Origin of the sequence: Streptomyces adelaidensis (assembly GCF_016598475.1) — a bacterium.
Taxonomy (GTDB): domain Bacteria; phylum Actinomycetota; class Actinomycetes; order Streptomycetales; family Streptomycetaceae; genus Streptomyces; species Streptomyces adelaidensis.
In genome coordinates, this window is the sequence record NZ_JAEMUX010000008.1 from 171,045 (window position 1) to 184,637 (window position 13,593).

10 protein-coding genes are annotated in these 13,593 nt (G+C 69.4%); 7 read left to right on the forward strand and 3 right to left on the reverse strand.

Features of this window, described 5'->3' with window-relative positions:
- The first annotated feature begins 49 nt into the window (after window positions 1-49).
- From I8N67_RS06975 to I8N67_RS06990, 4 genes are all read left to right on the forward strand, one after another.
- A complete protein-coding gene (locus tag I8N67_RS06975) occupies window positions 50-2,614 on the forward strand; it encodes an ATP-binding protein (protein WP_234045216.1) in 2,565 nt (854 codons plus the stop codon).
- Window positions 2,611-3,291 (forward strand): response regulator, encoded by a 681-nt coding sequence (locus I8N67_RS06980; protein ID WP_200301699.1) that lies wholly within the window; start codon window positions 2,611-2,613, stop codon window positions 3,289-3,291. The genes I8N67_RS06975 and I8N67_RS06980 overlap by 4 nt, the downstream gene beginning before the upstream one ends.
- Window positions 3,292-3,390: 99 nt before the next feature.
- Complete coding sequence (locus tag I8N67_RS06985) at window positions 3,391-3,789, forward strand: OB-fold nucleic acid binding domain-containing protein (RefSeq protein ID WP_200301700.1); 399 nt, start codon at window positions 3,391-3,393, stop codon at window positions 3,787-3,789.
- A gap of 3 nt (window positions 3,790-3,792) precedes the next feature.
- Window positions 3,793-4,560 carry a DUF3159 domain-containing protein gene (locus tag I8N67_RS06990; protein WP_200301701.1) on the forward strand — a complete coding sequence of 256 codons (768 nt, stop codon included), beginning with the start codon at window positions 3,793-3,795 and terminating at the stop codon, window positions 4,558-4,560.
- Between the two features lie 104 nt (window positions 4,561-4,664).
- Here I8N67_RS06990 and I8N67_RS06995 read toward each other — a convergent pair whose 3' ends face one another.
- A complete protein-coding gene (locus tag I8N67_RS06995; protein WP_200301702.1) occupies window positions 4,665-5,345 on the reverse strand; it encodes a potassium channel family protein in 681 nt (226 codons plus the stop codon).
- A complete protein-coding gene (locus tag I8N67_RS07000) occupies window positions 5,345-6,016 on the reverse strand; it encodes a potassium channel family protein (protein WP_200301703.1) in 672 nt (223 codons plus the stop codon). The genes I8N67_RS06995 and I8N67_RS07000 overlap by 1 nt, the downstream gene beginning before the upstream one ends.
- A gap of 410 nt (window positions 6,017-6,426) precedes the next feature.
- Here I8N67_RS07000 and I8N67_RS07005 point away from each other — a divergent pair, with 410 nt between their 5' ends.
- Both I8N67_RS07005 and I8N67_RS07010 read left to right on the forward strand, forming a co-directional pair.
- The gene (locus tag I8N67_RS07005) at window positions 6,427-8,502 is read left to right on the forward strand and encodes an APC family permease (RefSeq protein ID WP_200301704.1); all 2,076 of its coding nucleotides are present in this window, start codon (window positions 6,427-6,429) and stop codon (window positions 8,500-8,502) included.
- Window positions 8,503-8,594: 92 nt separating this feature from the next.
- Entirely contained in the window at window positions 8,595-9,923 is a 1,329-nt protein-coding gene (locus I8N67_RS07010) for a class I SAM-dependent RNA methyltransferase (RefSeq protein WP_200301705.1), read from the forward strand.
- A 1,167-nt stretch (window positions 9,924-11,090) separates the two neighbouring features.
- On the opposite strand, the gene I8N67_RS07015 is transcribed toward I8N67_RS07010, so the two are convergent.
- The gene (locus tag I8N67_RS07015) at window positions 11,091-12,056 is read right to left on the reverse strand and encodes a D-alanyl-D-alanine carboxypeptidase family protein (protein ID WP_200301706.1); all 966 of its coding nucleotides are present in this window, start codon (window positions 12,054-12,056) and stop codon (window positions 11,091-11,093) included.
- Between the two features lie 823 nt (window positions 12,057-12,879).
- On the opposite strand from I8N67_RS07015, the gene I8N67_RS07020 reads away from it, so the two are divergent.
- On the forward strand, window positions 12,880-13,593 hold a 714-nt coding region (locus I8N67_RS07020), incomplete at its 3' end, for a Bug family tripartite tricarboxylate transporter substrate binding protein (RefSeq protein ID WP_267912670.1).

The window sequence follows — 13,593 nt, forward strand, 5'->3', positions numbered from 1 at the left end:
CGTAGGGTCGACGCTGCGTGGGCGGCGGTCACGGGAAGACAATGGGGCCATGGGACGCGGGAAGCTTCGGATCTACCTCGGTGCGGCACCGGGCGTCGGCAAGACATACGCGATGCTGTCCGAGGCGCACCGCCGCGTCGAACGCGGCACCGACTGCGTGGTCGCCTTCGTGGAGCACCACAATCGGCCGCGCACCGAGGTGATGCTGCACGGTCTTGAGCAGATCCCCCGCCGGGAGCTGGCCTACCGGGACGCGGTCTTCACCGAGATGGACGTGGACGCCGTCCTCGCCCGGCGGCCCCAGGTGGCCCTCGTGGACGAGCTCGCGCACACGAATGTCCCCGGCTCGCGCAACGACAAGCGCTGGCAGGACGTCGAGGAGCTGCTGGCGGCCGGGGTCGACGTGATATCGACCGTCAACATCCAGCACCTGGAGTCGCTCGGCGATGTCGTCGAGTCGATAACCGGTGTGCGGCAGCGCGAGACCGTCCCCGACGAGGTGGTGCGGCGGGCCGACCAGATAGAGCTGGTCGACATGTCGCCCCAGGCACTGCGGCGACGGATGGCGCACGGCAACATCTACAAGCCCGACAAGGTCGACGCCGCCCTGTCGAACTACTTCCGGCCCGGGAACCTGACCGCGCTGCGGGAGCTGGCCCTGCTGTGGGTGGCGGACCGGGTCGACGAGTACCTCAACGCGTACCGCAGCGAGCACCAGGTGTCGAGGATCTGGGGCTCGCGGGAGCGGATCGTCGTCGGGCTGACCGGCGGCCCCGAGGGGCGGACCCTGATCCGCCGGGCCGCCCGGCTCGCCGAGAAGGGCGCTGGCGGCGAGGTGATGGCCGTCTACATCGCCCGCAGCGACGGCCTCACCTCCGCCTCGCCCAAGGAACTCGCCGTCCAGCGCACCCTCGTCGAGGACCTCGGCGGAACGTTCCACCATGTCGTCGGCGACGACATCCCGGCCGCCCTGCTGGCCTTCGCGCGCGGGCTCAACGCCACCCAGATCGTTCTAGGCGTCTCCCGCCGCAAGAGCTGGCAGTACGTCTTCGGGCCGGGCGTCGGCGCGACCGTCGCCCGGGACTCCGGCCCCGACCTCGACGTCCACCTGATCACCCACGGCGAGGCGGGCAAGGGACGCGGACTGCCCGTGGCCCGGGGCGCGCGGCTGGGCCGGGCCCGGACGATCTGGGGCTGGCTGGTCGGCACGGCCGGACCCGTGCTGCTGGCGCTGCTGCCGGCCAACCTCGAAACCGATCTGGGCCTCGCCAACGACATGCTCCTGTTCCTGTCGCTGACGGTGGCGGCGGCCCTGCTGGGCGGTCTGCTGCCGGCGCTGGCCTCCGCGGTGCTGGGCTCGCTGCTGCTCAACTGGTTCTTCACCCAGCCGGTGCACACCCTGACCGTCGACGACCCCAAGAACATCGTCGCCATCGCGGTCTTCATAGGGGTCGCGGTGTCCGTGGCGTCCGTGGTGGACCTGGCGGCCCGGCGCACGCACCAGGCGGCCCGGCTGCGCGCCGAGTCGGAGATCCTGTCCTTCCTCGCGGGCAGTGTGCTGCGCGGCGAGACCAGCCTGGAGGCCCTGCTGGAACGGGTCCGCGAGACCTTCGGGATGGAGTCGGTGGCCCTCCTGGAGCGTGAGAGCGATGTGGACCCGTGGACCTGTGCGGGCAGCGTGGGCGCGCGGCAGCCCGTGGACCGACCGGAGGCCGCGGACGTGGACATGCCGGTCGGCGACCACATGGCGCTCGCCCTCTCCGGGCGCGTCCTGCCCGCCGAGGACCGCCGGGTGCTGGCCGCGTTCGCCGCGCAGGCCGCCGTCGTACTGGACCGCCGACGCCTCCAGCAGGAGGCCGACCAGGCCAAGGAACTCGCCGAGGGCAACCGCATCCGCACCGCGCTGCTCGCCGCCGTCAGCCACGACCTGCGCACCCCGCTGGCCGGGATCAAGGCCGCCGTGTCGTCCCTGCGCTCCGACGACGTGGCCTGGTCGGAGGAGGACCGGGCCGAACTGCTCGAAGGCATCGAGGCGGGCGCGGACCGGCTCGACCACCTCGTGGGCAACCTCCTCGACATGTCCCGCCTCCAGACCGGCACGGTCACCACACTGATCCGCGAGATCGACCTCGACGAGGTGGTGCCGATGGCCCTCGGCGGTGTCCCCGAAGGCAGTGTCGGACTGGAGATCCCCGAGAGCCTGCCCATGGTCGCCGTCGACCCCGGGCTGCTGGAGCGCTCGGTCGCCAACATCGTCGAGAACGCCGTCAAGTACAGCCCGCCCGGCGCACCCGTCCACGTCTCCGCCAGCGCGCACGGCGGCCGCGTCGAGGTACGGGTCACCGACCGCGGCCCCGGCGTCCCCGACGAGGCCAAGGACCGCATCTTCGCGCCCTTCCAGCGCTACGGCGACGCCCCGCGCGGTGCCGGTGTGGGGCTGGGGCTCGCCGTCGCCCGCGGCTTCGCCGAGGCCATGGGCGGCACGCTCGACGCCGAGGACACCCCCGGCGGAGGCCTCACCATGGTGCTCACGGTGCGGGCCGCGGCGAACGGCGCCCGGCCCGCCGCCGTCACGGTGGACACGGTCACATCGGCAGAGAGGCAGACCACATGACCCGGGTGCTCGTGGTCGACGACGAGCCGCAGATCGTACGCGCGCTCGTGATCAACCTGAAGGCCCGCCAGTACGAGGTCGACTCGGCCCATGACGGGGCGACCGCCCTCGGACTCGCCGCCGCCCGTCACCCCGACGTCGTCGTCCTCGACCTCGGCCTGCCCGACATGGACGGCGTCGAAGTGATCAGGGGCCTGCGCGGCTGGACCCGCGTCCCGATCCTCGTCCTGTCCGCCCGGCACTCCTCCGACGAGAAGGTCGAGGCCCTCGACGCGGGCGCCGACGACTACGTCACCAAGCCCTTCGGCATGGACGAACTGCTCGCCCGGCTGCGCGCCGCCGTCCGCCGCGCCGAGCCCGTCGGCGACGAGGGCGACGTGATCGTGGAGACCGGCGACTTCACCGTGGACCTGGCTGCGAAGAAGGTGAACCGGGACGGCAAGGACGTCCGGCTGACCCCCACGGAATGGCACCTCCTGGAGGTGCTGGTCCGCAACACCGGGCGCCTGGTCAGCCAGCGGCAGCTGCTCCAGGAGGTCTGGGGACCGTCGTACGGGACGGAGACGAACTACCTGCGGGTCTACATGGCACAGCTGCGGCGCAAGCTGGAGGGGGACCCGTCGCGGCCGAGGCACTTCATCACGGAGGCGGGGATGGGGTACCGGTTCGAGAAGTGAGCGGGGCGGGCGTCGGAGCCGATGGGGTCGGTGGCGCCGGTGGGAACGGTCGGCGTACGGGGGTGCGGCACTGTCGGCGGGCCCCGGTAGGCTTTTGGCATGAGTGCTGTTCCGCGTTCCGAGAAGCCGGCGGGCCGCTTCCGGCGCATGCTCGACCGGCTCTCCTCCTCCCAGGAGGACCTGGAGTCGGAGGAGCTGCGCGAGGACGCGGAGACCGCGGGTTGCACGCGCATCTGTGACTGCCACGACCGACAGATAGTGACGGTTACTGGTACCTTGCGCACGGTCACGCTGCGCCCCCGGGCCGGTGTCCCGGCCCTGGAGGCCGAGCTGTTCGACGGTTCGGCCGCCCTGGACGTGGTGTGGCTCGGCAGACGCTCCATCGTCGGGATAGAGCCGGGGCGCAAGCTGATCGCATCCGGCCGGGTCTCGATGAGCCGGGGCCGTAGGGTGCTGTTCAATCCGAAGTACGAACTCAGACCGCTCGGACGGGAGTAGCCGGTGACGTCGCTCGACAAGCCGACGGAGGACGCCCAGCGTGAGGTCCAGGACGCCCCAGGCGGACCGGACGGCTCGCCGGACTCCAGGGCGGTGACCGAGGCCGCGCTGTTCGAGGCGTTCGGCGGCGTGCGGGGCATGGTCGAGACCGTGTTGCCCGGCCTTCTCTTCGTCTCGATCTTCACGATCAACAAGGATCTGCACTCGGCGGCCCTCGCGGCCCTCGGCGTCTCCGTCCTGCTGGTCGTCGTACGGCTGGTCATGAAGGACACCGTCAAGCACGCCTTCAGCGGTGTCTTCGGGGTCGCCTTCGGTGTGGTCTTCGCGATGATGACCGGCAACGCCAAGGACTTCTATCTGCCGGGCATGCTGTACACGCTGGGCCTCGCGCTCGCGTACATCTTCACGACGCTGGCGGGCGTACCGCTGATCGGGCTGATGCTCGGACCGGTGTTCAAGGAGAACCTGTCCTGGCGGACCCGCAACCCCGGCCGCAAGAAGGCGTACGCGAAGGCGAGCTACGCCTGGGGGCTGATCCTGCTAGCCAAGTGCGCGATCCTCTTCCCGCTGTACTGGTGGGCCGACACCACCCAGCTGGGGTGGGTGCTCATCGCCCTGAAGATCCCGCCGTTCCTGCTCGCCGTGTGGCTGACCTGGGTGTTCCTCGCCAAGGCGCCGGCGCCGATCGACGTGTTCGCGGAGATGGAGGCGGCCGAGCAGGCGGAGAAGGAGCGGAAGTCCGCGGAGCGGGCGGCCGCCACCGGGGAGTGACGACAGGCTGATACACGGAAGCCGATACGTGGAGGGGGCGCCCGGGATTTCTCCGGGCGCCCCCTCCACGTATCAGCCTCCGTATCGGCCTGCGGCGTCAGCCGTCAGCTGGTCGCCGCGTCCTCGCGGCGGACCGACAGCAGGTCCTCCAGCTGTTCCTCGCGGGCCTGGGCGGCCACGAAGAGCAGTTCGTCGCCCGCCTCCAGGGAGTCGTCCGGGGTGGGGGTGAGGACCCGGGTGCCGCGGATGATGGTGACCAGGGAGGTGTCCTCGGGCCACTCGACCTCGCCCACCTGCGTGCCGGCCAGCGCCGACTCGGGCGGCAGGGTCAGCTCGACCAGGTTGGCGTCGCCGTGGCTGAAGCGGAGGAGCCGGACCAGGTCGCCGACGCTGACGGCCTCCTCCACCAGGGCCGACATCAGCCGGGGGGTCGAGACGGCCACGTCCACACCCCAGGACTCGTTGAACAGCCACTCGTTCTTGGGGTTGTTGACGCGGGCGACGACGCGCGGTACGCCGTACTCCGTCTTCGCCAGCAGGGAGACGACCAGGTTCACCTTGTCGTCGCCGGTCGCGGCGATCACCACGTTGCAGCGCTGGAGCGCCGCCTCGTCCAGGGACGTGATCTCGCAGGCGTCGGCCAGCAGCCACTCCGCCTGGGGGACGCGCTCGACCGAGATGGCGGTCGGCGCCTTGTCGATGAGAAGGATCTCGTGGCCGTTCTCCAGCAGTTCGCCCGCGATCGAGCGACCGACTGCGCCGGCTCCGGCAATGGCGACTCTCATCAGTGACCGCTCTCCTCGTCGGGGCCCTCGGCGAAGGACGCCTCGACCTTCTCGACGTCGTCGGTACGCATCATCACGTGCACGAGGTCGCCCTCCTGCAGCACCGTCTGCGAGCTGGGCAGGACGGCCTCGCCCAGGCGGGTGAGGAAGGCGACGCGGACGCCGGTCTCGTCCTGCATCTTGCTGATCTTGTGGCCCACCCAGGCCGAGGAGGCGTGCACCTCGGCGAGCTGTACGCCGCCGGTGGGGTCGCGCCACAGCGGTTCGGCCCCGGAGGGCAGCAGCCGGCGGAGCATCTGGTCGGCGGTCCAGCGGACCGTGGCGACCGTGGGGATGCCGAGACGCTGGTAGACCTCGGCGCGGCGCGGGTCGTAGATCCGCGCCGCCACGTTCTCGATGCCGAACATCTCGCGGGCGACCCGGGCGGCGATGATGTTGGAGTTGTCGCCGCTGGAGACGGCGGCGAACGCGCCGGCCTCCTCGATGCCCGCCTCGCGCAGGGTGTCCCGGTCGAAGCCGACGCCGGTGACGCGACGGCCGCCGAATCCCGAGCCGAGCCGACGGAAGGCCGTGGGGTCCTGGTCGATCACGGCGACCGTGTGCCCCTGTTGCTCCAGGGTCTGGGCGAGGGTGGAACCCACTCGCCCGCAGCCCATGATGACGATGTGCACGACCGTCCTTCCGGTGTCAATAGCTACTGTTCAGCCGAAACGTCAAAAACAGGGTCTCACACCGTCGCCCAAGCTACACAGGCACGGTCGGCCAAGGGCACCCCTGTGCGGTTCCGGTTCACATCGTGGGCCGTCGCCGGCTGATCCGGCGGACGCTGACCATCGTCAGGACGCCGAGACCGGCCAGGGAAACCAGGGCGCCGATCAGTTCCGCGGTCGCGGCCTGCATGGAGCCTCCAGAGGGTGAGGGGGACGGGATTCGTCATATGGACGGGGACGCCGTCCATTAGGCGGGAGGATGCGTGATGTGACGCACTTCGTGGTCGCGGCCGGACCGATTTCACCCCGGGGCCCGCCGGGATTTCACCCGGATGTGCCCAGAACCGGTCGGGGCGCTTACGATCCTCAGCGTGTCCAAACTGACCGACGTGCCCAAACGGATTCTGATCGGGCGCGCTCTGCGCAGCGACCGGCTCGGAGAAACGCTCCTGCCGAAGCGCATCGCACTCCCCGTCTTCGCCTCCGACCCGCTCTCCTCCGTGGCGTACGCACCAGGGGAGGTGCTGCTGGTCCTCTCCATCGCGGGCGTGTCGGCCTACCACTTCAGCCCCTGGATCGCTGTGGCGGTCGTCGTACTGATGTTCACCGTGGTGGCGTCGTACCGGCAGAACGTGCACGCCTACCCGAGCGGCGGCGGCGACTACGAGGTGGCGAACACCAACCTCGGTCCCAAGGCCGGTCTCACCGTCGCCAGCGCGCTCCTCGTCGACTACGTCCTGACCGTCGCCGTGTCCATCTCCTCCGGTGTGGAGAACCTCGGCTCGGCCGTCCCCTTCTTCGTCGAGCACAAGGTGCTGTGCGCGATCGGCATCATCGTCCTGCTCACGCTGATGAACCTGCGCGGGGTGAAGGAGTCCGGGAATCTCTTCGCGATCCCGACGTACGTCTTCGTCGTCGGCGTCTTCGTGATGATCGCCTGGGGCGCGTTCCGCGGTCTGGTCCTCGACGAGACGATGCGGGCACCCACGGCCGGCCTGGAGATCAAGGCCGAGCAACAGGGCCTCGCCGGCTTCGCGCTGGTCTTCCTGATGCTGCGGGCCTTCTCCTCCGGTTGTGCCGCGCTCACCGGCGTCGAGGCCATCTCCAACGGCGTCCCCGCCTTCCGCAAGCCCAAGTCGAAGAACGCGGCGACCACGCTCGCGGCGATGGGTCTGCTCGCCGTCACCATGTTCTGCGGCATCATCGGCCTCGCGATGGCCACCAACGTACGGATGGCCGAGAACCCGGCGGTCGACCTGCTGCGCGACGGCTCCCCGGTCGGCGACTCCTACGTCCAGAACCCGGTGATCTCACAGGTCGCCGCCGCCGTCTTCGGCGACGGCACGTTCTTCTTCATCGTGCTGGCCGCCGCCACCGCGCTCGTCCTGTTCCTGGCCGCCAACACCGCGTACAACGGCTTCCCGCTGCTCGGCTCGATCCTCGCCCAGGACCGCTACCTCCCGCGCCAGCTGCACACCCGCGGCGACCGCCTCGCCTTCTCCAACGGCATCGTGCTCCTCGCGGGCGCCGCCGTACTCCTCGTATGGATCTACGGCGCCGACTCCACCCGCCTCATCCAGCTGTACATCGTCGGTGTGTTCGTCTCCTTCACGCTCAGCCAGACCGGCATGGTCCGGCACTGGAACCGCCATCTGCGCAGCGAGAAGGACCCGGCCAAGCGGCGTCACATGGTCCGCTCCCGCGCGATCAACGCCTTCGGCGCCTTCTTCACCGGGCTGGTCCTGATCGTCGTCCTCGTCACCAAGTTCACGCACGGCGCCTGGGTCGCCCTGCTCGGCATGGTGATCTTCTACGCGACGATGACGGCCATCCGTAAGCACTACGACCGGGTCGCCGCGGAGATCGCCGCGCCCGACGGCCCGAGCGACGACGTCGTACGGCCGTCCCGGGTGCACTCGGTGGTCCTGATCTCGAAGATCCACCGCCCCACCCTGCGCGCCCTCGCCTACGCCAAACTGATGCGCTCCCACACCCTGGAGGCGCTCAGCGTCAACGTCGACGCGGCCGAGACCAAGGCGCTCCAGGAGGAGTGGACGCGGCGCGGCATCGACGTACCGCTGAAGGTCCTCGACTCGCCGTACCGCGAGGTCACGCGGCCGGTCATCGAGTACGTCAAGGGTCTGCGCAAGGAGTCCCCGCGCGACGCGGTGTCGGTCATCATCCCCGAGTACGTGGTCGGCCACTGGTACGAGCACCTGCTGCACAACCAGAGCGCACTCCGGCTCAAGGGCCGGCTGCTGTTCACGCCGGGCGTGATGGTGACCTCCGTGCCCTACCAGCTGGAGTCCTCCGAGGTCGCCAAGCGCCGGGCGCGCAAGCGGCAGGAGTGGAGCGCGCCGGGTTCGGTGCGGCGTGGTCCGGCGACCGAGCGCCCCAAGGAGTCGACGAAGGAGTCCTCGGGCAGCGGCGGTGGGGGCAAGGGCTGAGGCTCGTTGGTCAGCGGCCGGACGGCACCCACGTAGACTGGTGGGCTGTTGTCCGGCCGTTTCGCTTTTCTCTCTTCTGGAGTCACCCCACCATGCAGGCAGAACCGAAGAAATCACTGGTGGGGGACGAGTACGAGGTCGAGGTCGGCCCGGTCGCCCACGGCGGGCACTGCATCGCCCGTACGTCCGAGGGTCAGGTCCTTTTCGTACGGCACGCGCTGCCCGGTGAGCGGGTCGTGGCGCGGGTCACGGAGGGCGAGGAGGGGGCGCGGTTCCTGCGGGCGGACGCGGTGGAGATCCTGGACGAGTCCAAGGACCGGGTCCCGGCTCCCTGTCCCTACGCCGGCCCTGGCCGCTGCGGCGGCTGCGACTGGCAGCACGCAAAGCCGGGGGCCCAGCGGCGACTCAAGGGCGAGGTCATCACCGAGCAGTTGCAGCGTCTCGCGGGCCTCACGCCCGAGGAGGTGGGCTGGGACGGCACGGTCATGCCGGCCGAGGGCGACAAGCTGCCGGTGGGCGAGGTACCGGCGTGGCGTACGCGGGTGCAGTACGCGGTGGACGAGGACGGCAACGCCGGTCTGCGCCGCCACCGTTCGCACCAGGTCGAGCCGGTCGAGCACTGCATGATCGCCGCGCCCGGCGTCTCCGAACTGGGCATCGAGGAGCGCGACTGGTCCGGCATGCAGTCGGTCGAGGCGATCGCGGCGACGGGCTCGCAGGACCGCATGGTGATCCTCGAACCGAGGCCCGGCGCCCGTCTGCCCCTCGTCGAACTCGACAAGCCCGTCTCCGTCATGCGGGTCGAGGAGCACGACGGCGGTATCCACCGTGTCCACGGCCGCGCCTTCGTCCGCGAGCGCGCCGACGGCCGTACGCACCGTGTCGGCAGCGGCGGCTTCTGGCAGGTCCACCCGATGGCGGCCGACACCCTCGTCAAGGCCGTCATGCAGGGCCTGCTCCCGCGCAAGGGCGACATGGCCCTCGACCTCTACTGCGGCGTCGGTCTCTTCGCCGGCGCCCTCGCCGACCGACTCGGAGACAAGGGCGCGGTCCTCGGCATCGAGTCCGGCAAGCGTGCGGTCGAGGACGCGCGGCACAACCTCGCCGCGTTCGACCGCGTCCGCATCGAACAGGGCAAGGTCGAAGCGGTCCTCCCGCGCACCGGCATCACCGAGGTCGACCTCATCGTCCTGGACCCGCCCCGCGCTGGCGCCGGCCGCAAGACCGTCCAGCACCTGGCCTCACTGAGCGCGCGCCGGATCGCGTATGTGGCTTGCGATCCGGCGGCGTTGGCGCGGGATCTGGGGTATTTCCGGGAGGGGGGGTATCGGGTGCGGATGTTGCGGGCGTTCGATCTGTTTCCGATGACGCACCATGTGGAGTGTGTCGCCATCCTCGAACCGGTGGCGAAGGGCTCCTGACCTGCGGTTTTGCGCGTGGGCATTATGTGCGGTGTGGGCGTTACGGGCGATATCTCGACGCTGAAACGACGCTGAAACGACGCTCGTGACGCTCATTCGACGCTCGCTCTGATGGGGTGTCAGGCTTGTTGCCGGGCTGGTCAAGCCACGCGAATCGGCGGGGCATGCAGAGGCCCGGTCGGGGAAGTGTTCCGTTGGGCGGTCGGGAGATAGCCGCGGCGGCATCATGGCGGAGTGGATTACGACCTCAGCGGGCTGAGCACCCGGGAGTTCGAGCACGTGTCGCAGGCCCTGGCCCAGGAGATCCCCGGGCCGGGCGTTTCCGCCTTCGGGGACGGCAAGGACGGCGGGCGTGAGGCAACGTTCGAGGGGCGGGTGCCCTGTCCGAGCGAGCGCGATCGCATTCGCCGTGAGCGCGAGTGCCCCGGACGAAGCGGGGAACCTCATGCTCCGCCTTGCTCGTGCCGACCCAGCGGCCGCTTCCTGGACGTTCGACGAGATCTCCCGGGGCAAAGCAACACCCTGGCATGCGAGAGGCTGAAGACAGGGCCAGGACGAAGGAGAACATCCCGCAGTCTCCGGGCCCGTGGAACCCGGCGCACCCCGCGGCGTCACGCGACGGCCCGTCCTCCGACGGCAGAGGACATTACGGATGAACAGCCGCACCGATCAGCGACCGAAACTCGCTGACGAATCGAGGCCAGGTCTTGAATGTTGACGTCTCTGTACAGCTCAGGGGTGTCGCCGGCATGGGAACGGCCACCCCACCACGGTCGTTTGTACGGACAGTGAAACGTGGTGGCCGTGGAGGCCACGAGAGCCCAGCAGGAGTGGACGGCAGCGTTCGGGGGCGAGATGGCGCCGGTGGCGGACTGCTTCCCACGGCGGGACTCGCGGCTCTGGCCCGGGATGTGGTGCAGGCCATGCTGATGGAACTGGAACGGCCGAACCGCGCCCGTCTCCCTGCCTGGCTCTTGGCTGCGGGTGGCATACCGACGTTGACCGGCCGCTGGAGCGACACTGGCCGCCGCGCCGACCGCCGCATGCTCTGCGTCGGCAATGATCCGAGCCCCCGCTTCGCAGCCGGAGCGGTGCGTCGCGGTCCTCGATGTGGCGGTACAGAGACGGGAAGGGGAGGTGTGAGCCGCCCCTTCGCCATGGCCCGGCTCAGCCGAAATACACCTTCTCGTTCACGTGGAACATGTAGTCGCGCCAGTTCTCCTCGATGTACGTGTACCGCGCCGGGTCGTAGCTCCACAGCTCGGCCAGCGCGTCGGCGATCACGTCCTGGTTGCCGCGGGTGAATTCCAGGACCGCCTCCGTGACCGGCGCGTAGGACCAGTGCCAACGCTCCTCGCTGATCGCGGGGTGGGCCTCGGCCGACTTCGCCGTGTACGTCTGGAGGAAGCCGTAACGGGCCGCGTTCGCGCGCAGCCACTTGTAGTTGGCGGCCTCCGGGCCGTCGTCCGTCCAGTCCTGCGGCGTTGTGTCGAAGAAGTCCGCGTCGGAGCCCAGATGGTGGCGCGAGACGCCGGGCGCCGTCGACGTGCGGAGTATCTCGATCTGGCGTTCCTCGGAGGTCATGGACTGCCACACCTCACTGTGGGAGTCCATGTCCGGGTCCCACTGCGGGTCCGAGCCCAGCTGGGTGGGGTACTTGGCGCGCACCTCGTCGGTGATGATGCCGAAGGTGCCCGCGCCGCCCGAACCGGTGTGCAGGAACTCGTACTTGCGGTCCCATATCGTGCGCTGTGTCGCCGCGGTACGCACCCATGAGGCGAGGACGGCGTCGCGGGCGGTGCCCGTGCCGGTCGCCGCGGCGTCGGCAAGGGCGTCGACTTGGGTGTCCATCTCCGTCTTGATCGCGTCGGGGGCTGACCCCGTGCCGGTGATCCAGGCCGCGAGGACTGTCGGGTCGGTGGCGTTCAGTATCCTCGTCATGGCCCGCTTGCGGCGGTCGATGCCCCCTTGCGTGTGGAAAGTCCGCGGCGGTGCGGCCGGGTCCGAGGCGAATGCCGCCCAGCCGACCCCGGCCGTGCCGACGGCGGCGGCACCGGCTGCGGCGAGCCCAAGGAACTTTCGCCGCCCGGGCGTTGTGCGGCGGTGGGCGGTTGTCGACGTCTTGTCGTGCATGGTTTTCCGTTCTCAGCACCGGCTCCGTACACCGATGGGCGCTTGAGAATCGCACACGTGTGCCGTGGTTTTGTGGCGTGAATTGTCATCAAACGGCCGAGAAGCTGCGCAAGTTCGGCGAACGACAGGTGAACGGTGTCGCCGTTCGGCTGATCGCCCGACGCCCACGTTCTTTGCCCTGAAGGTCGAACGCGTGTGTTGGATCGGTCAAGGAATCCCCAGGTGGGGTGTCACCAGTGTGGCTTGTGTGAAACTTGAAGTCTCAGGCTTTCCGTGGCGTGGCGCGCGCTGACATGTTGTGGAAAGCAAACTGGCCGCCGTGTGTGGCCGATTGATTCCTCACTCCCACGAGATGTTGACCATGGCGAGCCCTTTCTCGCGCGGCAAGCGCACTACCACGTTCCCAGTGGTGGCCGACAGTTGCGTGTACGCGGAGACCCGCGAACACGACCCCGGCCGGCCCGCCGGGCTCTTTGGGAGCCGGCGGCGGCACCGGCTGCCCGGTGCGGCCAAGTGGTGGCCGGCCGTACCGGACGACGAGACCGGCACGCGATCCGACTCGTCGTGTACGGCGAGTTCCACGACGGCCGATCGCCACGGACGAGCGAGGGCGACGACCTGACACGTGACGCTGCTCTCGGGCTCTTTGGGCGGTGGCAGTCACGGCGAGGCCGGATGATACGCACCGGCCCCAGCGGCACTCATCCGTGAGGGAGCGCACGGGATCCCGACCCCCGCGGTCTTTCCCCAGCGCCCGTCGACCCCGGTCTCACATCGACAACTGCCCTTCATGAGGCATGACCAATCAACTAGGAGCAAGCGCATGGAACCTGCCCGGCGTACGGTGATGGCTGCCGCGGTGATGTTTGTCGCCACGGGATGCGCCACGACCGATGACAAGGACGCCGACGGGTCGAACTACCCCTCGGGGAGCGTCAACATGACGGCGGGAGCGGACCCGGGCAGCGGTTTCGACATGACGATCCGTTCGGTGGTCGAGACGTTGAAGAAGGAGAACATCGCCGACGTTCCGCTGCCGGTCGAGAACCGTCCCGGTGCGAGCGGAGCCGTCTGGCTCGCGCAGATGGTCGAACGGCACAAGCGGGCGGACGACCAGATCTCCGTGACCTCGCTGTCGATGATGGCCAACCAGCTCAGAGGCACGTCGAAGTACGGGTACAAGGACGTCACCATGGTGGCCCGTCTGATGACGGAGCACTACGTGCTGGTCACCACCCCCGACTCGCCGTACAAGAACGTCGGCTCCCTGCTCGCGACCCTGAAGACGAAGCCGGACTCGGTCACCGTCGGCGCCGCCTCCGACGACCAGGTCCCCTTCGGTCTGCTGACCGCCAAGGGCGGCGCGGACCCGAAGAAGGTCAAGTACGTGGAGTACCAGGGCGGCGGGGACCAGACCACTGCCCTGCTGAACGGTGACATAGATGTCGCGATCGCCGGTGTCAGCGAGTTCTCCGGCATGCTGAAGTCCGGCGATCTCAACTTGACTATTAACCCCACCAAGATCATGTCTTGGTGG

What these genes read in the sequence shown, in the direction of transcription:
- I8N67_RS06975 (WP_234045216.1), top strand. Translation starts at nt 50, where the DNA reads ATGGGACGCGGGAAGCTTCGGATCTACCTCGGTGCGGCACCGGGCGTC.
- I8N67_RS06980 (WP_200301699.1), top strand. Translation starts at nt 2,611, where the DNA reads ATGACCCGGGTGCTCGTGGTCGACGACGAGCCGCAGATCGTACGCGCG.
- I8N67_RS06985 (WP_200301700.1), top strand. Translation starts at nt 3,391, where the DNA reads ATGAGTGCTGTTCCGCGTTCCGAGAAGCCGGCGGGCCGCTTCCGGCGC.
- I8N67_RS06995 (WP_200301702.1), bottom strand. Translation starts at nt 5,345, where the DNA reads ATGAGAGTCGCCATTGCCGGAGCCGGCGCAGTCGGTCGCTCGATCGCG.
- I8N67_RS07010 (WP_200301705.1), top strand. Translation starts at nt 8,595, where the DNA reads ATGCAGGCAGAACCGAAGAAATCACTGGTGGGGGACGAGTACGAGGTC.
- I8N67_RS07015 (WP_200301706.1), bottom strand. Translation starts at nt 12,056, where the DNA reads ATGCACGACAAGACGTCGACAACCGCCCACCGCCGCACAACGCCCGGG.